17 protein-coding genes are annotated in these 16,822 nt (G+C 72.5%); 4 read left to right on the top strand and 13 right to left on the bottom strand.

What is annotated here, in order from left to right; genetic code table 11:
• Positions 1-78: 78 nt before the first annotated feature.
• Positions 79-933 carry a sulfurtransferase gene (locus tag ACIPWY_RS09665; RefSeq protein ID WP_401532613.1) on the bottom strand — a complete coding sequence of 285 codons (855 nt, stop codon included), beginning with the start codon at positions 931-933 and terminating at the stop codon, positions 79-81.
• A 251-nt stretch (positions 934-1,184) separates the two neighbouring features.
• Here ACIPWY_RS09665 and ACIPWY_RS09670 point away from each other — a divergent pair, with 251 nt between their 5' ends.
• The 3 genes from ACIPWY_RS09670 to ACIPWY_RS09680 all read left to right on the top strand — a co-directional run bounded on the left by ACIPWY_RS09670 (position 1,185) and on the right by ACIPWY_RS09680 (position 3,830).
• On the top strand, positions 1,185-1,970 hold the full coding sequence (locus tag ACIPWY_RS09670) for a VOC family protein (protein WP_362906916.1): 786 nt from the start codon (positions 1,185-1,187) through the stop codon (positions 1,968-1,970).
• A gap of 196 nt (positions 1,971-2,166) precedes the next feature.
• Complete coding sequence (locus ACIPWY_RS09675) at positions 2,167-3,258, top strand: TauD/TfdA family dioxygenase (protein ID WP_401532616.1); 1,092 nt, start codon at positions 2,167-2,169, stop codon at positions 3,256-3,258.
• The gene (locus ACIPWY_RS09680) at positions 3,255-3,830 is read left to right on the top strand and encodes a phosphonate degradation HD-domain oxygenase (RefSeq protein WP_401532618.1); all 576 of its coding nucleotides are present in this window, start codon (positions 3,255-3,257) and stop codon (positions 3,828-3,830) included. Before ACIPWY_RS09675 ends, ACIPWY_RS09680 begins: the two co-directional genes overlap by 4 nt.
• Positions 3,831-3,893: 63 nt before the next feature.
• On the opposite strand, the gene ACIPWY_RS09685 is transcribed toward ACIPWY_RS09680, so the two are convergent.
• The 11 genes from ACIPWY_RS09685 to ACIPWY_RS09735 all read right to left on the bottom strand — a co-directional run bounded on the left by ACIPWY_RS09685 (position 3,894) and on the right by ACIPWY_RS09735 (position 15,337).
• Entirely contained in the window at positions 3,894-4,649 is a 756-nt protein-coding gene (locus ACIPWY_RS09685; RefSeq protein ID WP_362906923.1) for a GntR family transcriptional regulator, read from the bottom strand.
• Between the two features lie 25 nt (positions 4,650-4,674).
• Positions 4,675-5,328, bottom strand: coding sequence for an HAD family phosphatase (locus ACIPWY_RS09690; protein ID WP_362906925.1), 654 nt, complete (start codon positions 5,326-5,328; stop codon positions 4,675-4,677).
• A complete protein-coding gene (locus ACIPWY_RS09695) occupies positions 5,325-6,395 on the bottom strand; it encodes an ABC transporter ATP-binding protein (protein WP_393700377.1) in 1,071 nt (356 codons plus the stop codon). The genes ACIPWY_RS09690 and ACIPWY_RS09695 overlap by 4 nt, the downstream gene beginning before the upstream one ends.
• A complete protein-coding gene (locus tag ACIPWY_RS09700; RefSeq protein WP_393700379.1) occupies positions 6,392-7,216 on the bottom strand; it encodes an ABC transporter permease in 825 nt (274 codons plus the stop codon). The genes ACIPWY_RS09695 and ACIPWY_RS09700 overlap by 4 nt, the downstream gene beginning before the upstream one ends.
• Complete coding sequence (locus tag ACIPWY_RS09705; RefSeq protein WP_362906931.1) at positions 7,204-8,091, bottom strand: ABC transporter permease subunit; 888 nt, start codon at positions 8,089-8,091, stop codon at positions 7,204-7,206. The genes ACIPWY_RS09700 and ACIPWY_RS09705 overlap by 13 nt, the downstream gene beginning before the upstream one ends.
• Before the next feature lie 8 nt (positions 8,092-8,099).
• Complete coding sequence (locus tag ACIPWY_RS09710; protein ID WP_362906933.1) at positions 8,100-9,245, bottom strand: ABC transporter substrate-binding protein; 1,146 nt, start codon at positions 9,243-9,245, stop codon at positions 8,100-8,102.
• Between the two features lie 294 nt (positions 9,246-9,539).
• A complete protein-coding gene (locus tag ACIPWY_RS09715; RefSeq protein WP_393700382.1) occupies positions 9,540-9,809 on the bottom strand; it encodes a hypothetical protein in 270 nt (89 codons plus the stop codon).
• 139 nt (positions 9,810-9,948) lie between these two features.
• Positions 9,949-10,599, bottom strand: coding sequence for a thymidine kinase (locus tag ACIPWY_RS09720; RefSeq protein WP_362906937.1), 651 nt, complete (start codon positions 10,597-10,599; stop codon positions 9,949-9,951).
• 37 nt (positions 10,600-10,636) lie between these two features.
• Entirely contained in the window at positions 10,637-11,833 is a 1,197-nt protein-coding gene (locus ACIPWY_RS09725) for a nucleotide pyrophosphatase/phosphodiesterase family protein (protein WP_362906939.1), read from the bottom strand.
• Positions 11,833-12,420: a DUF5998 family protein gene (locus ACIPWY_RS09730; protein ID WP_362906941.1), complete on the bottom strand. Its 588-nt coding sequence runs from the start codon at positions 12,418-12,420 to the stop codon at positions 11,833-11,835. Before ACIPWY_RS09730 ends, ACIPWY_RS09725 begins: the two co-directional genes overlap by 1 nt.
• A gap of 94 nt (positions 12,421-12,514) precedes the next feature.
• Positions 12,515-15,337 carry a GNAT family N-acetyltransferase gene (locus ACIPWY_RS09735; RefSeq protein ID WP_362906942.1) on the bottom strand — a complete coding sequence of 941 codons (2,823 nt, stop codon included), beginning with the start codon at positions 15,335-15,337 and terminating at the stop codon, positions 12,515-12,517.
• A 221-nt stretch (positions 15,338-15,558) separates the two neighbouring features.
• Between ACIPWY_RS09735 and ACIPWY_RS09740 the strand changes: the two genes are divergently transcribed.
• Positions 15,559-15,840, top strand: coding sequence for an HPr family phosphocarrier protein (locus ACIPWY_RS09740; RefSeq protein ID WP_362906944.1), 282 nt, complete (start codon positions 15,559-15,561; stop codon positions 15,838-15,840).
• Positions 15,841-16,033: 193 nt separating this feature from the next.
• On the opposite strand, the gene ACIPWY_RS09745 is transcribed toward ACIPWY_RS09740, so the two are convergent.
• The gene (locus tag ACIPWY_RS09745; RefSeq protein WP_393700388.1) at positions 16,034-16,720 is read right to left on the bottom strand and encodes a GntR family transcriptional regulator; all 687 of its coding nucleotides are present in this window, start codon (positions 16,718-16,720) and stop codon (positions 16,034-16,036) included.
• Positions 16,721-16,822: the final 102 nt, after the last annotated feature.

The following is a 16,822-nucleotide window of genomic DNA, read 5'->3' on the forward strand; positions in this document are numbered from 1 at the left end:
GGTGATGGAGGACAACGCCGCAGATGGGCGTGCCAGACCCCGCGACGGCGACAAGATCCGCCGGACAGGCCCTAGGCCCTACTGAGGATCGGGGCCGGTCGCCACGGGGCGTGACTCGTCCGAGGACCACGCGGACCACGAACCGACGTACAGGGCCGCGTCGATCCCCGCCACCGCGAGGGCGAGGACCTCGTGGGCGCCGGAGACGCCGGAGCCGCAGTACACACCGACCTCGGCCGAACCCCCGGACGCGCCAAGGGACTTGAAGCGGGAGGCGAGCGCGTCGGCGGGCAGGAAACGGCCGTCCTGCGCCACGTTCTCAGTCGTCGGCGCCGACACCGCGCCAGGGATGTGGCCGCCGACGCGGTCGATCGGCTCCACGTCGCCCCGGTAGCGCTCGGCGGCGCGGGCGTCGAGGAGGATCCCCGAGCGGGCCAGCGCGGCCGCCCCGTCGGCGTCCAGGAGCCCCACGGCACCCGGCGCGGGCTCGAAGGTGCCCGGCTCGGGCGACGGCACCGCGGTCTCCAGCGGGCCCTCCCAAGCGCCGAGGCCGCCGTCGAGCACGCGCACGGACGGGTGACCCGTCCAGCGCAGCATCCACCAGGTGCGCGCGGCCGCCCAGCCCTGCCCGCCGTCGTACACGACCACGTCACGGTCGGCCGACACACCGGCCTGCCGCATCACTGCGCCGAAGGAGTCGACGTCCGGCAGGGGGTGCCGGCCGGCGGCGCCTGCCGGTCCCGCGAGGTCGGCGTCGAGGTCGACGAAGACCGCGCCGGGGATGTGTCCGGCCTCGTATTCGGCCCGTCCGTCGAAGGCCGCGGCGCCCGCCGCCTTGGCCACGCTCAGCTGCCAGCGGACGTCGAGGAGGACGGGCGGGGTCCCGCCCGCCGACTCGCTCGCGAGTTCGGTTGCGGAGATGATGGCATTCATGAGGGCCATCCTTGCTCATGCTCTGGCCCGAGCGCCCTTGGTCGGCTAGCGTGCACGATCGACTACCGAGCGTTGACCGACCGGACATCGCGAGGTCATGGCGCGGCAATGGGTGCGGACATCTCACCGGACATCCTCGTGCGAGGAGTCCTGTCGTGGCGGCGCGGCCGATGAGCGTCGCGCTGCACGGAGTGCCACCATCAGCTCGGGCGCGTTGCGACACGTGATTTTGTTCCGAGGAGAGAGTGACGATGACCGAGGCAGCAGCCAGGCGCGCGCCGGGCACCCCCTGCTGGGTGAGTCTCATGGTGCACGGCATGGCGGCGACCCAGGAGTTCTACGCGGCGTTGTTCGGCTGGGAGTTCCGGCCCGGACCACAACAACTCGGCCCCTATGTGCGGGCGCTGCTCGACGGTCATGAGGTGGCCGGGATCGGACAGATGCCGCCCGACCGCCACCTCCCCGTCGCCTGGACCCCGTACCTCGCCTCGGACGACGTGGACGCCACGGCCGAGAGCGTGCGCAGTTGCGGCGGCACCGTCGGCGTCGGCCCGCTCGACGCCGGGGAGGCGGGCCGGATGGCCATCGCGTCGGACCCGGCGGGCGCCGTGTTCGGGATCTGGCAGGCGGCCGAGCATCTGGGGATGGCGCTCACCGGGGTGCCGGGCGCGCCCGCGTGGAACGAGCTGGTGACCCAGGAGACGGCGAGCGTCGCCAAGTTCTACGAGGCGACGTTCGGCTACGAGGAAGTGGCCGTCGTCTCCGCCGACTTCGACTATCTGACGCTGCACCTGAACGGCGTCCCGGTGGCCGCGGTGCACGGCGTGGGCCAGGCGCTCCCGCGCGACCGGGGCGCGCACTGGATGACGCACTTCGAGGTGGCGGACGTCGACGAGTCCGTGGCCCTCGTCGAGGAGCTCGGCGGGCATGTCCTGAAGCCCGCGCGGGACAGCTCCCAGGGCCGTCTCGCGACCGTCGCCGACTTGGAGGGCGCGGTGTTCACGCTCGTACGGTCGGCGCCGCGCGGGGAGGACTAGGCGCCGAGCCGCTCACCGTACGGGTCACCGCGGGCCGGGCAGGTCGGCGTGCGCGGGGGGCGGCGCCCGCCTGCGTCGCCACCGCGGGCCACTGTCCGAATCGTGACGCCTGTCCACCCGCCCGTAACCGGGGGGTCACTCGCGCCTGCCACGCTCCGGTCGTCATAAGTTGTTTGTACAACTTGGAGTTTTGTTCATGGAGTCTCTCGCCTCCGCACCGCCGTTCTGGCTGCGCGACAACTGCCCTTGCCCCGCCTGCCGCGACCCGCGCAACGGGCAGAAGCTGTTCCAGATCACGGAGCTTCCCGCCGCGCTCACCGTCGACAGCGTCCACGATGCCCACACCCCCGACGGCGCCGCCGCTCTCGAGGTCGTCTGGGCCCCGGACGGACACCGCTCCGTCTACGCCGAGACCTGGCTGCAGGACCACCTCCTCGGCACGACCGCCGCATCCGGCGACGGCCGCACCGAGGACGACAAGGAGTTGTGGGACGCCCCCGGCCTCGCCGGCCGACTTCCCGAGGCCGACTGGGACGCGTACCTCACCGACCCGGCCGTCCGCGCCACCGCGCTCGAATCCGTCCTGCGCCTCGGCTTCGTCCTGCTGCGCAATGTCCCCGTGCGCGACCGCCAGGTCCTCGACGTGGCCCGCACCTTCGGCTACGTCCGCGAGACCAACTACGGCGAGCTCTTCGAGGTCCGCGTCGAGGCCGACCCCAACAACCTCGCGTTCACCCGCGCCCGGATCACCCCGCACACCGACAATCCCTACCGCGACCCGGTCCCCACCCTCCAGCTGCTGCACTGCCTCACCAATGCGGCACAGGGCGGCGATTCCGGTCTCGTCGACGGGTTCCACGCCGCCGCGCTGCTGCGCGCCGAGGCCCCGGAGGCGTACGAGATCCTCACCCGCGTCCCCGTCCCGTTCGCCTTCGCCGACGAGCACACCGAACTGCGCGCCCACCGGCCGCTGATCGGGGCCGACCGCGACGGCCGGATCCGCGAGATCCGCTTCAACAACCGCTCCATCGGCGCCGTGCGCCTGCCCGTCGACCTCCTCGACGCCTTCTACGCCGCCTACCGGCGCTTCGGCGAACTGCTGCTGCGACCGGAGCTCCAGCTGGACTTCCGGCTCATGCCCGGCGACTGCCTGATCTTCGACAACACGCGGCTGCTGCACGCCCGGACCGCCTTCGCCGAGTCCGGCGCCCGCCACCTCCAGGGCGCCTACGCCGACATCGACGGGCTGGCCTCCACCCTCGCCGTCCTGCGCCGGGAGACGATGTGAAGCCGCGCGACACGCTCGACACGCTCGCCGCGCTCTTCGAAGGCGAGGGCAGCGCCGAATACTTGGGCGAGGCGGTCACCCAGGCCGAGCACATGCTCCAGGCCGGCGCCCTCGCCGAGGCCGCGGGCGCACCGCCGCACCTCGTCGCCGCCGCGCTGCTGCACGACGTCGGTCACTTCCAGGGCGCGGTGAGCGGCCGCGACCTGATGGAGCACAGCACCGACAACCGGCACAGCCACACCGGAGCCGACTGGCTCGGCCAGTGCTTCGGCCTCGAAGTCACCGAGCCCGTACGGCTGCACGTCGCCGCCAAGCGGTACCTCTGCGCGGTCGAGCCCGGCTACTTCGACCTGCTCTCCGAAGCCTCCGTGCACACGCTCGGCGTGCAGGGCGGGCCGATGACCGAGGAGCAGGTACGCGCCTTCGAGGCGCACCCGGGGGCCGCCGACGCCGTCGCGGTACGCCGCTGGGACGAGCAGGCGAAGGACCCGGACATGGACACCCCCGGCTTCGGGCACTTCCGTCCGCTGCTGGAGGGGCTGCTCCGCCCCGAGGCCGGGCAAGGCGCCTGATGGCACAACGACGGGGACGCGTTGAACCCGGGGTCGAGGACCCCGGGTTCAACGCGTCCCGGCTCACGATCCGAGGCGGCGTCCCAGCGCGCTCGTCGCCGTCGAACTCTGCATCGTGAACGCCACCGTCCCCGGCAGATAGCGGTCCTGCGACCACTCCACCGGGGCCCCCGTCGGGTCGGTGGAGTGCCGGCGCTCCCGCAGCAGCGACTCCCCGGCCCGGCAGCCGAGCAGTTCCGCGTCGTCCGCGTCGGCCGGCACGAGGTCGATGGTGTGCCGGGCATCGGCGAACAGGACTCCGTGCAGCTCCAGTTCCTCGGAGTGCGAGACCGTGTCCAGCGGCATAGCCGCCACCAGCTCCCCGATGCGCTCCGGATACGTCGTGCGCTCCACCATCACGGGGACCCCGGACAGCGTCCGCAGCCGCCGCACCCGGTACACGAACGCGCCCTCGGCGAGCCGAAGTTGCTCCGCCTCCTCCTCGTTCGCCCGCACCCGGTCCACCGCCACGATCCGGCCGCCCGGCGCCTCGCCCAGCGAGCGCGCCCAGCGCGTGAACGAGCGCAGTTCGCCGAAGCCGTGCAGGCGGGGCCCGCCGAGCACCACCCGGCGCGTGCCGCGCCGCGAGGTGATCAGCCCATCGGCGCGCAGCGCCGCCAGGGCCTGGCGGACCGTCCCCCTGGACACGCCGTAACGGCGGGCCAGTTCATCCTCCGTGGGCAGTTTCGCCCCGGAGCCGTACTCGCCCGCCGTGATGGCGGTCCGCAGATCGGCGGCGACCTTCAGATACAGCGGCGTCCTGCCCTGGCCCTCACTCACACGCCCACCCTGTCACGTCCCCGGTTCAGCGGACCAAGGAGGCCAGCAGTTCGGGATCCACCTCGGTCAGCGAGCCGGCCAGGGTGACCGCCTCGGTCTGTGCGAAGCGGACCAGAGGCTCGGTCGACGGCACGGCTAGCACCTGGCAGCCCGCGGCGAGCGCGGAGGTGACCCCCGCCGGGCTGTCCTCGACCGCGACGCACCGCGCCGGCTCGGCGCCCAGCGCCACGGCCGCCGCCAGATACGGATCGGGCTCCGGCTTCGTCCGCCGGGTGTCCTCCGCGCCGAACAGCGTGTCGAAGAGGTGCCCGTCGAGCGTGGCCGCGACCTGCTCCACGACCGCCCGCGGCGAGGCCGACACCAGCGCCGTGGGCACCTTCCGGGCCCGCAGCGCGGCGAGCAGCCGCAGCGCTCCCGGCCGGGGGACGACGGCCGCGGAGAGCCGGGCGGCGAAGTCGTCGCCCAGCTCGGCGGCGAGCTCCGCCTCCGGGACGTCCAGATATTCGTGCACCAGGGCCGCGGTGTCCTCCACCGAGCGGCCCGTCACGGCGCGGCGGCGCTCCGGGTCCAGGGTGCGGCCACGCCGGACGGCCGCCGCCTCCACCACGTCCAGCCAGACGCCCTCGCTGTCGACGAGGGTCCCGTCCATGTCGAAGAGGACTGCTTGCATGCCGCTCATGCCGCACCGCCCCGCGCGCCGGCGAGCAGGACCGGGCGCCGCTGGGGCCGAACGGTGACGGCCGTGCCCGGCGTCAGGGCTGTGGCGGCGTGCGTGGGCAGGTCCACCTTGACCTCCGTGCCGTCGTGCAGGGCGATCCGGAGGCGGATGGTGGGGCCGTGGAAGGCCGTACCGGTGACCTGCGCGGAGCCGCCCGGCTCCACCTCCAGGGCCTCCGGCCGGACCAGGGCCCGTACCTCGCCCCGGGCGTCGGGGCCGTCGACCGGCAGCCGCACCCCGAGCACCTCCACCGTGCCGTCGCCGCCGGCGTGCCCCTGAAGCCGGTTCATGACACCGATGAACTCCGCGACGAAATCGGTCGTGGGCCGCGCGTACAACTCGGTGGGGGTGGCGCACTGTTCGAGCCGCCCCTTGTTCATCACCGCGACCCGGTCGGCCATCGACAGCGCCTCCTCCTGGTCGTGCGTGACGAACACCGTGGTGATGCCCAGCTCCAGCTGGAGCCGGCGGATCTCCTCCCGCAGCGTCACCCGCACCTGCGCGTCGAGCGCCGACAGCGGCTCGTCGAGCAGCAGCAGGCGGGGCCGAAGCGCCAGCGCGCGGGCCAGCGCGACGCGCTGCTGCTGGCCCCCGGAGAGCTGGTGCGGGAAGCGGTCGCCGTGGCCGGCCAGCCCGATCAGGTCGAGCAGTTCGGCGGCGCGCGCCCGCCGCTCGGCGCCGCCCACCTTCCGCATGCGCAGCCCGAAGGCCACGTTGTCGGCGGCGGTGAGGTGCGGGAAGAGGCTGTACGACTGGAACACCATCGCCGTGTCGCGGCGGTTGGCCGGCACCGGCACGATGTCCTCGCCGTCGAGCAGCACCTGGCCCTCGTCCGGCTGATCGAAACCGGCCAGGACCCGCAGCGCGGTGGTCTTGCCGCAGCCGGACGGGCCGAGCAGGCTGAGGAGTTCGCCCGGGGCGACCTCCAGGTCGAGGCCGTCGAGCGCGACGGCGGAGCCGAAGGCACGGCGCAGTCCGCGCAGGCGGAGCGCGGCCCCGGTACGGGCCGGAGCGTCGGTCAGGGTCATCGGGACGTCTTTCCTTGTGAAGTACGAGGTGTGCGGCGGCGGTTGCCCAGCGTGGTCAGCGCGAGCAGCAGCACCCAGGTCAGCAGCAGGCTCAGCAGCGACACGGCCACGGACAGCCGGGCGTCCGCACCGGACGCCTGCACGATCCACACCGCGAACGGCTGGAAGCCCAGCAGCGAGGCGACCGTGAACTCGCCGAGCACCAGAGCAAGCGTCAGGAACGAGGCGTTCAGCAGCGCGCCCCGCAGGTTGGGCAGCACGGCCGAGACGAGCGCCCGCGGCCAGGACGCGCCGCAGTCGCGGGCGGCCTCCATCAGCGTGCGGACGTCGACGGAGCGCAGGCCCGCGTCCAGCGCCCGGTACACCAGGGGCAGCGCCATCACGGCGTACGCGAGGACGAGGACGAAGGGGAATTCGGGGTTCTGCACGGCCACGAACGTCTGGAACAGCGGGGTCGTGGACAGCTTCTCGGGGCCCCAGCGCAGTACGGTCCCGATCCCCGCGGTCAGCGCCACCGGCGGCACGACCAGAGGCAGCGTGCACACCACCTCCAGGACGGGCCGCAGCCGCGGAGCCCCGAGCCGGGCGGCGACCGCCGCCGGGATGGTGATCAGCAGCACGAGCGCGACCGCGGCCACGGCGAGCCCGAGCGAGAGCAGCAGGCTGCCGGTGAAGCCGGGCGCGGCGAAGATCCGCGTGTACGAGGAGAGGGTCAGCCCCTCCCCCGGGATGTCCACGGTGAAGACGGCGGAGGCCAGCAGCGGCACGAGGAAGTAGACCCCGGCCACCAGCAGGACCAGGCTCCGGTTCAGGCGAGCCATCGCGTGCTCCTTCGCTGGAGGGGAAGATGGACGGCCATCACCAGAGCCGCGACGACGACCATGTCGAGGCTGAGCGCGAGCGCCACGTTCTCCTGGCCGACCAGCACGTTCCCGGACAGCGCGTCGGCGATCTGGAGAGTGACGAGCGGGACGGAGCTGCCGACCATCGCCGCCGCCGTCGCGTACGCGGCGAACGCGCTGCCGAAGAGCAGCACGAAGCCGCCGAGCAGGGAAGGCAGCAGCACCGGAATGCCGACATGGCGCCAGTACTGCCAGGTCGTCGCGCCGTTGTCGTGGGCGGCCTCGCGCCACTGGACGCGCAGCCCGTCGAGCGCGGGCGCCACGGTCAGCACCATCAGCGGCACCAGGAAGTAGACGTAGGTCAGGGCGAGGCCCCAGAAGCCGTACAGCGACCAGCCGTGGTCGGCGAGACCGAGGCGGGTGGTCAGCACGCCCGCGTTGCCGAGGGTGGCGACGAAGGCGAAGGCGAGCGGGACGCCGCCGAAGTTGGCGAGCACCCCGGAAGCGGTGAGCACCGCCTCGCGCAGCGCCCGGCTCCGCGAGGTGATGACGGCGTGGGCGAGGAGCAGCCCGAAGAGCGTGCCCGCGGCGGCCGTGAGCGCGGCGAGCTTCACGCTGCCGAGCAGGGCGGTGCGGTACGCGCCGTCGACGGACCGGGTCAGGTTGTCGAGGCCGTAGCCGCCGCCGGCGACCGTGAGGGCGCCGTCGGCCATGGCGAGTGCGGGCAGCCCGAAGGCGAGCGCGACCACGAGGAAGAGCGGCAGGGCGGCGAGCCAGCCCACCCGGCGCGCGCGGCGCGGACGCCGGGCCGCGCGCGCCGGACGAGCCGGGGCGGTGACGGAATGTGGGGTCATGGCAGGTGTCACCCGGAGACGGCCGCGGCCCAGCCCTGCGCCAGGGACTCCTTGGCCTTGGACGTCTGGGGCTCGGTCGGGAACGTCGGCGTGCCGTCGACCTTGGGCAGCGCGGCGGCCGCCTTGTCGAGGGTGCCGGCGGCCTCCATGGCCGGCATCAGCACGGGCCGGGCGTGACCCTTGAGCCACAGGTTCTGGCCCTCGGCGCTGTACAGGTACTCCTGCCACAGCCGGGCGGCAGCCGGGTGCGGGGCGTCCTTGTTGATCGCCTGCGAGTAGAACTGGGCGTAGACGCCGTCGCTGGGCACGGCGACCTTCCAGTCGATGCCCTTGGACGCGAACTGATCGGCGTAGCCCGAGTTCAGGTAGTCCCAGTCGATGGAGATGGGCGTCTCGCCCTTCTCGATCGTGGCGGGCGTCGACTCGACCGGGTTGAAGTTGCCGTTCTTCTTCAGCTTGCCGAAGAAGTCGATGCCCGGCTTGATGTCGTCGAACGAGCCGCCGTTCGCGAGCGCCGCCGCGTAGACGCCGCCGAAGGCGGAGCCGGACTTGGTCGGGTTGCCGTTGAGGGCGACCTTGCCCTTGTACTCGGGCTTCAGCAGATCGGCGAAGGTCTTCGGGCAGACCTTGACGCGCTTGGCGTCACAGCCGATGGAGACGTAACCGCCGTAGTCGTTGAACCAGCGGCCCTTCGCGTCACGCTGCGTCTGGGGGATCTTGTCGAAGGCGACGACCTTGTACGGCGCGGTCAGCCCCTGCTCGGCCGCGGCCTGCGCGAAGGAGGCGCCGAGGTCGAGCACGTCGGGAGCACGGTCCTGGCCCTTGCGGGACTTGACCGCGTTGATCTCGTCCTGGCTGGCGGCGTCGGGGTTCTCGTCGTTCACCTTGATGCCGTACTTCGCGGTGAAGCCGTCGATGATCGCGCCGTAGTTCGCCCAGTCGCGCGGGAGGGCGATCGCGTTGAGCGTGCCCTCCTTCTTCGCGGCGGCGACCAGGGCGTCCATTCCGCCGGCGTCGGCGGCGGAGGCCGCGGCGGCGATGTTCTTCCCGTCGGTGGCGGCGCTCTGGGTGGGGGCGGCGCCGCAGGCGGTGAGCGTCAGGGCGGTCAGTCCGAGGGCGCCGAGCAGGGTGAGGGCGCGGGCAGGGGTGGTCACGCGTACTCCATGGGAAAAGGGGAGCGGGGCCAAGATGTATGAACAATTGTTGTCCAGACAACTTCAGTATTACGGGGGACCACCATGTCGCCCCGGTGAACACAAGGCATCCCACACCCTTCGATTCACCGGCGGATCAGGATCCTGCGCAGTGTCTCGAAACGCGGCTCACACCCCTGGCGGCAGATGCCTCCAGCCGGAAGCTGCGCCAACTCGACGCCATGGCAAAGGCGTTGCGCTTCAGCCGTGCGCACGCCGTCATCCCCGCATCCGCCCGGACACGGCCGCGGCTCGTCACAGCAGCTGGTCGGAGGTGACCACCGTGACGAGGGGCGCCAGTTGACCGAGCAGCTCCAGCGCCTGCTCGTGGAGGGCCGCTGTCGCGCCCGCGCAGGCATCGGCCACCACCGTCACTCGGCGGCCGGTCCACCACAGCGGGGGAAGCCGGTACGTGGCGGAGCAGCCCACCGCCGCCACCCCGAAGCTGACGAGCATGCTCCAGTCGGCACCGCCGAAGTCGTCCGCCGGCGGCCCGGCGTACAGCGAGGACTGCCATAACGGCACCGAGGTCAGGACGCCCGCCGCCGCCGCGAGGAGAAGCGCAGGTCGCGGGAGATGTTCGTCAAGGAAGTCATGCCGGCCTTCGAGCGAGTCGACACGCTCTCGCGAAGCCGGAGCCCAGGGCCTGTCCGGCCGACGATCGTCAGTCGGAGGCCACGGGCAGAACGTCCGGCGAGAGCACCCCGGCGCGGACGGCACCGCTCGTCATACGGCGACGGTGATGGCGCCGGCACAACACCTCGTAGCCGACCTCCGCGGCGGGGCTGCTCACGTCACCGACGACGACCTGCTCACCTTCCACCACCATCTCGCCACCCACCGTGCGGGCATTGTGCGTGGCACGCGCCCCGCACCAGCACATCGCCTCCACCTGCAGCGTCTCAAGGCGGTCCGCCAGCTCGATCAGCCGCTGCGAGCCGGGGAAGAGCTTCGTGCGGAAGTCGGTGGTGATACCGAAGGCGAAGACGTCCATGTTCAGGTCGTCGACGACGCGGGCGAGTTGGTCGATCTGCGCGGGGGCGAGGAACTGCGCCTCGTCGACAATCACGTAGTCGACCCTGCCGCCCTGCGACACCCGGTCGATGACATAGCCGTACAGATTCATGCCCTCCACCGCCTCGACCGCCTCCGTCACCAGTCCCAGCCGTGAGGAGAGCTTCCCCTCCCCCGCCCGGTCGTCCCGGCTGAAGTTCAGACCCTGCAGCCCCCTCGCCGACCGGTTGTGCGCGATTTGGAGAGCCAGGGTGCTCTTTCCGCAGTCCATCGTTCCGGAGAAGAACACGAGCTCGGGCATGGGGAGTTGAGGGCCTTTCCGCGGTGGTGGGGGACGATCAGGAGCGTACTTCGAGCAGCGGTACGAGCTGCTCGGCGGGGGTCATCGAGCCGTGGTTGCCGACCATGGCCGACTCCTTGGGCTCCCGCTCGGAGGCGATGATCACCACGTCGTCGTGGGCGGCCGCGATGACGTCACCCAGGCGCGCGTAGACCCGCTCGTCGATGTGCGGGCCGAACCAGCCCGCCTCGATCGCCTCGTCCCGGCTCGCGATCCAGAACTGCTCGCCGAGCACCTCGCGCCAGACGGTCAGGACGTCGGACTCGGCGCCCGGCACCGCGTAGACGTGGCGGGCGCGGCCCTCGCCGCCGAGGAGGGCGACGCCGGCGCGCAGCTCCCAGTCCTCGTCGAAGTCGATGCGGGACTGCTCGTCGAACGGGATGTCGATCATGCCGTGGTCGGCCGTGATGTACAGCGCGCTGCGCGGCGGGAGCTGCTCGGCGAGGCGCTGTGCGAGCCGGTCGACGTACATGAGCTGGCCGCGCCACGGGTCGGAGTCGACGCCGAACCGGTGGCCCTTGCCGTCGACCTCGCTGTAGTACGTGTACACCAACGACCGGTCGCCCGCCGCCAGTTGCTCGGCGGCCAGGTCCATGCGGTCCTCGCCGGAGAGGCGCCCGCGGAAGGTGCCGCCGCTGAGGGCCACCTTCGTGAGAGGCGTCGACTCGAACGCGGGGGCGGAGACCTGCGCGGTGTGCACACCGGCCTCGTGGGCGCGCTGGAAGATCGTCGGGTACGGCTGCCAGACGTGCGGCTGGGTCCAGGGGATCCAGCGGAGCTGGTTCATCAGCAGGCCGGTGTCCGGATTGCGGACCGTGTAGCCGGGCAGGCCGTGCGCGCCGGGCGGCAGGCCCGTACCGACGGAGGCGAGGGAGGTCGCGGTGGTCGCCGGGTAACCCGCGGTGATCGGGCGGCCCGTGCCGCCGCGCGAGGACGCGAGCAGCGAGGTCAGGAACGGCGCCTCGTCGGGGTGGGCCTGGAGCTGCTGCCAGCCGAGCCCGTCGATCAGGAACACGCACGCGCGGTCGGCGGGCGCGAGCTCGGGGATCGCCGGAGCGCAGTCGGGGACGCCCAGGTGGGAGCCGAGGGTGGGCAGCAGATCGGCGAGGGAGCCGGCGCCGTACTCGGGCACGGGGGCGGACCGGACGGCGAGAGGCTCTACTTCTTGCCAGTCTTCCCAGGCAGGCACGGCCATCAGCGCGCTGTCGCCGCGGTGGCCTCGGACAGGGACTGGGCGAAGGCGAGCGTCTCGCGGACGGTGTCGGGGCCGTCCCCGGTCTCGCTGACGCGCAGGCTCAGGTCGTCGGCGGTCGAGCTGCCCGTGTACCCGTGGTCCGCCTCGCAGTTGGGGTCGCCGCAGGCCGCGGGCTCCAGGTCGATGCGGGCGACGGCGCCCCAGCCGATGGTCAGGACCACCTCGCGCGGCAGGGTGCCCGGGACGTACTTCTCCGGGTTGGCGACGACGCGGCTGAGCACGACCGACGAGATCCGGTCGAGCTTCACGGACTCGGTGGACGTCGTGGCGTACGGCGTCGGCGACGTCGTGTCGGCGGCCTGCTCGTCGGTGTGGCTGACGATGAAGCGGGTGTCGGTGAGGACGAGCACGGTGACGTGCCTGCGCACCTCGTTCGAGTCGAAGGTGGTCTCCTGGTGGACCAGGTACGACCCGATGGGTTCGCCGCCGACCGCGGCCTCCACCGCCTCGGCCACGAGGGCCGGGTAGTAGCCGCTGCGCTCGATCGCCGCGCGGAGCCCTTGGGTCGTCGTACTGGTCTTGGCCATGAGACCCATCCTAAAGCCCGGCGGGGGGCTCGCGGTGCGCCTGTGGACGGGTGCGGAAATCACCCGTATGTGGGGCTCGTCTCACCCGGCCCGCTCAGTACGCGGGCAGGGTGCGGGGGCCGAGGTCGTCGCGGGCGGGCGGCGGGGCGAGCCGTATCGAGGCGCCGAGGACCGACAGGCCGTTCTGGGCGACGACGACGGGCTCCAGGGCGACGGCGACGACCTCGGGATGGTCGTCCACGAGCCGTGAGACCCGCTGCAGCACCTCTTCGAGCGCGGCCGTGTCGACGGGCGCGGAGCCGCGCCAGCCGAAGAGCAGGGGCGCGGTCTTGATGCCCCTGACGATCGACTGGGCGTCCCGGTCGGTGACCGGAATCAGCCGGTGCGCGGTGTCGCCGAGCAGCTCGGAGGCGGCACCCGCGAGCCCGAAGGAGAGCACCGCGCCGGCGGCCGGGTCGATGACCGCGCGGACGACGGTGTCGACGCCGCGGGGTGCCATGGACTGGACGACGGGCCGCAGCTCCTCGGGCTTGCCCAGCGTCTCGGACAGCTCTTCGTAGGCGCGGCGCAGCTCCTCCTCGTTCGCCAGGTCGAGGCGCACTCCCCCGAGGTCGGCGCGGTGGCGCAGGTGCGGGGCGGTCGTCTTGAGGGCGACCGGGTAGCCGAGGGTGCGGGCGGCGGCGGCGGCCTCGTCGCTTCCGGGGGCGGGCAGGGTCTGCCGTACGTCGACGCCGTAGCGGGCGAGGAGGGCGCGGGCGTCCTCGGGGGCGAGCTCGGCGCCGCGCGGGTCGTCTTCCTTCGCGAGGAACGCCGCGATGAGCTCGGCGGCGCCCGTCTCGTCGATGCCGTCGTACTCGGGGACCTTGCCGGGCTCCGCCGCGTCGCGCCGCCACTGGGCGTACTTGACGGCTTCGGCGAGGGCGCGGACGGCGCGCTCGGCCGCGGGGTAGGCGGGGATGAGCGCGGGCGTGGGGGCGGGCTCGTCCGTGGGCGGGCGTCCGGCCGGGGAGCCGCCCGTGGTCTTGGCGGGCGCGCGCGGGCCGGTGCTGGTGGCCGCGGAGAGCGCCTCCGCGAGGCCGCCGAGCTCCACGTGCACCACCAGGACGGGCTTGGTGGGGGTGCCGGCGGCGGCCGAGCTGAGCGCCTCGGCGAGCGCCGCGTCCTCGGCGGACGACTCCCCCAGCGCCGGCATCGCCGTGACGACGACGGCGTCGCACTTGTCGTCCGCGAGCGCCTCGGTGAGTGCCGCGTGGAAGTCCTCGGCGGACGCCGCGGTCGTCAGGTCCCGCGGCGGCTTCGGCCGCAGGCCCTCGGCCAGGCAGACGTCGTACGTGAGGAGGCCGAGGGACTCCGAGTTCCCGAGGATCGCCACGCGGGGGCCCCGCGGGAGGGGCTGGCGGGCCAGCAGCAGGCCGGTGTCGACGAGTTCGGTGATGGTGTCGACGCGGATGACACCCGCCTGGCGCAGCAGTGCGGAGACGGTGGCGTACGGCAGGCGCGTGGCGCGGACGGCGTGACCGAGGGGGGCGATCCCGCTGTGCCGGGCGCCCTGCACCACGACGAGGGGCTTCGCGGCGGCCGTGCGGCGGGCGAGGCGGGTGAACTTGCGCGGGTTGCCGATGGATTCGAGGTACATCAGGGCGACGTCGGTGTCCGGGTCGTCGTACCAGTACTGGAGTACGTCGTTCCCGGACACGTCCGCGCGGTTGCCGGCGGAGACGAACGTCGACACACCTGTCACTCCCGTCACGCCGCCGCCGCGCCGCTGGAGGCGGGCGAGCAGGGCGATGCCGATGGCTCCGGACTGGGCGAACAGGCCGATGCGGCCCGCGCGCGGCATCTCGGGCGCGAGCGACGCGTTGAGCCGCACCTCGGGCGAGGTGTTGATGACGCCGAAGGCGTTCGGCCCGATGAGGCGCATGCCGTACGAGCGGGCCTGGCGCACCAGTTCGCGCTGGCGGGCGCGGCCCTCGCTGCCGGACTCGGCGTATCCGGCGGAGACGACGACGATCCCCTGGACACCCCGCTCGCCGCATTCGGCGACGACTTCGGGGACGTGCCGCGCGGGGACGGCGACGACGGCGAGGTCGACGGCCTCGGCGGCGTCGATGTCGTGGACGGAGCGGTACGCGGGGACGCCGTCCAGGTCCCGCATGCCATCGGGGAACGCCTTGTTCACGGCGTGGAGGCGCCCGGTGAAGCCCGCGTCGCGGAGGTTGTCGAGGACGCTGCGGCCGACTCCGCCGGGCGTGCGGCCCGCGCCGATGACGGCGACGGATCCGGGGGCGAGGAGGCGGTGCACCGAGCGGGACTCGGCGCGCTGCTCACGGGCGCGCTGCACGGCGAGCGAGGCCTCGGTGGGTTCGAGGTCGAACTCCAGGCGGACGACGCCGTCCTCGAAGTGACGCTTCTGGGTGTATCCGGCGTCCGTGAACACCTTGATCATCTTGGTGTTGGCGGGCAGCACCTCGGCGGCGAAGCGCCGGATCCCGCGCTCGCGGGCCACGGCGGCGATGTGCTCCAGGAGCGCGGACGCGACGCCCCGGCCCTGATGGGCGTCCTGCACGAGGAAGGCGACCTCGGCCTCGTCGGCGGGAGCTGAGGCGGGCATGCCCTGGGCGTTGATGCGGTCGTAGCGGACGGTCGCGATGAACTCACCGCCCACGGTGGCGGCGAGGCCCACCCGGTCCACGTAGTCGTGATGGGTGAAGCGGTGGACGTCCTTGGCGGACAGGCGCGGGTAGGGCGCGAAGAAGCGGTAGTACTTCGACTCGTCGGAGACCTGCTCGTAGTAGCTCGTGAGCCGCTCGGCGTCGTCGACGGTGATGGGCCTGACGCGGGCGGTGCCGCCGTCGCGCAGCACCACGTCTGCTTCCCAGTGGGCGGGGTATGCGTGCCGGTCCGACGGGGTCTGCATGGGCCCAGCGTACGGCGCGCCGACGACAGTCGTACGGGTCGCGGCGCGAGCGGGCCGAAGGCAGGCTATGAGGGCCGACGGGCGTGCGCGGGCGGCAGGCAGGGCCCACATGAGCGGTACGCAGGGCTCATGTCAGCGGTATGCAGGGCTCACATCGGGCACGTCCACCGGTGTGGGAGACTGGTCTAGACAACCTTGAGAATCCTGAAGGGCAGCATCACATGGCTGAGCGCCGCGTCAACGTCGGCTGGGCCGAGGGCCTTCACGCCCGCCCCGCTTCCATCTTCGTCCGCGCGGCCACGGCGACCGGCGTCCCCGTGACGATCGCCAAGGCCGACGGCAACCCGGTCAACGCCGCCTCCATGCTCGCGGTGCTCGGCCTGGGCGCCGGCGGCGGCGAGGAGATCGTCCTGGCCTCCGACACCGAGGGTGCGGACGCCGCGCTCGACCGCCTGGCCAAGCTGGTCTCGGAAGGGCTCGAGGAGCTTCCCGAGACCGTCTAGTCAGGGTCCCTGCACCGGGTCTCTCGATTCTTCCGGGCCGCCTCCTGCCCACAGAAGACGGCGCCACATAAAGGGTCTGTTCGGATTTTCCGAGCAGACCCTTTTGCTTTCCGAGGTTCTGTTCTCAGAATTCCGGGGCAGCGGAAATAGGACCCCTCGAAATTGGCCGTCCTCTTTGTATACGGCGCCCCTGTTAATGCTGAAGCCCCACTGTGTTGACGGGATGTTGCGAAGTCCTCACACGGTCACCCGGGCGGGGGGCGCGCAGGCGGTGAGCGGCCGCGGCGCGCTCCGTGTGCTGCGCCGTGAGCGACCGCGCGCGCTCCACGTCACCGCGCGCCACGGCGTCGACGATCGCTCCGTGTTCGGCCCAGGACTCGGCCGGCTGCGCGGGCTGCTCGACGGTGTACATCCACGCGATCTTGTGGCGGAGCTGGGTGAGCATCGCCGTCAGCCCCGGACTGCCGGACGCCTGTGCCAGCGTCTCGTGGAACCAGCTGCCCAGCGAGCGCAGATCCTCGCTCCGGCCCTGCCGGGAGCGCTCCTGGCCCAGCCTGACCAGGCCCCGCAGGACCTTCAGATGCGCCTCGGTGCGGCGCTGCGCGGCACGCGCCGCGGCGAGCGGTTCGAGGAGCATCCGGATCTCCAGCTGGTCCGCCGCCTCCTGCGTGGTGGGTTCGGCGACGCACGCGCCCGCGTGCCTGCGGGTGACGACGAAGCCCTCGGCCTCCAGGGTCCGCAGCGCCTCGCGCACGGGGACGCGCGAGACGCCGTAGCGGCGGGCGAGCACCTCCTCGGTGAGTCTGCCGCCGCGCTCGTAGACACCGGAGACGATGTCGTCGCGGATCGCCGTGCATACCGAGTGCGCCGGAATACGCATGACCCGACCTCCGCCTTAATCCCCGCGAAACGCGGTCGATAGTCGCTCGTACAGCACGATTGACGTCTGTTCAGCTCGCTTGTTCAGCGACTCTATTCCAGG

The sequence above is a fragment of the Streptomyces sp. NPDC090032 genome, from assembly GCF_044748025.1.
GTDB lineage: Bacteria > Actinomycetota > Actinomycetes > Streptomycetales > Streptomycetaceae > Streptomyces.

What these genes read in the sequence shown, in the direction of transcription:
- ACIPWY_RS09665 (WP_401532613.1), bottom strand. Translation starts at nt 933, where the DNA reads ATGAATGCCATCATCTCCGCAACCGAACTCGCGAGCGAGTCGGCGGGC.
- ACIPWY_RS09670 (WP_362906916.1), top strand. Translation starts at nt 1,185, where the DNA reads ATGACCGAGGCAGCAGCCAGGCGCGCGCCGGGCACCCCCTGCTGGGTG.
- ACIPWY_RS09675 (WP_401532616.1), top strand. Translation starts at nt 2,167, where the DNA reads ATGGAGTCTCTCGCCTCCGCACCGCCGTTCTGGCTGCGCGACAACTGC.
- ACIPWY_RS09690 (WP_362906925.1), bottom strand. Translation starts at nt 5,328, where the DNA reads ATGAGCGGCATGCAAGCAGTCCTCTTCGACATGGACGGGACCCTCGTC.
- ACIPWY_RS09695 (WP_393700377.1), bottom strand. Translation starts at nt 6,395, where the DNA reads ATGACCCTGACCGACGCTCCGGCCCGTACCGGGGCCGCGCTCCGCCTG.
- ACIPWY_RS09700 (WP_393700379.1), bottom strand. Translation starts at nt 7,216, where the DNA reads ATGGCTCGCCTGAACCGGAGCCTGGTCCTGCTGGTGGCCGGGGTCTAC.
- ACIPWY_RS09705 (WP_362906931.1), bottom strand. Translation starts at nt 8,091, where the DNA reads ATGACCCCACATTCCGTCACCGCCCCGGCTCGTCCGGCGCGCGCGGCC.
- ACIPWY_RS09720 (WP_362906937.1), bottom strand. Translation starts at nt 10,599, where the DNA reads ATGCCCGAGCTCGTGTTCTTCTCCGGAACGATGGACTGCGGAAAGAGC.
- ACIPWY_RS09725 (WP_362906939.1), bottom strand. Translation starts at nt 11,833, where the DNA reads ATGGCCGTGCCTGCCTGGGAAGACTGGCAAGAAGTAGAGCCTCTCGCC.
- ACIPWY_RS09730 (WP_362906941.1), bottom strand. Translation starts at nt 12,420, where the DNA reads ATGGCCAAGACCAGTACGACGACCCAAGGGCTCCGCGCGGCGATCGAG.
- ACIPWY_RS09735 (WP_362906942.1), bottom strand. Translation starts at nt 15,337, where the DNA reads ATGCAGACCCCGTCGGACCGGCACGCATACCCCGCCCACTGGGAAGCA.
- ACIPWY_RS09740 (WP_362906944.1), top strand. Translation starts at nt 15,559, where the DNA reads ATGGCTGAGCGCCGCGTCAACGTCGGCTGGGCCGAGGGCCTTCACGCC.
- ACIPWY_RS09745 (WP_393700388.1), bottom strand. Translation starts at nt 16,720, where the DNA reads ATGCGTATTCCGGCGCACTCGGTATGCACGGCGATCCGCGACGACATC.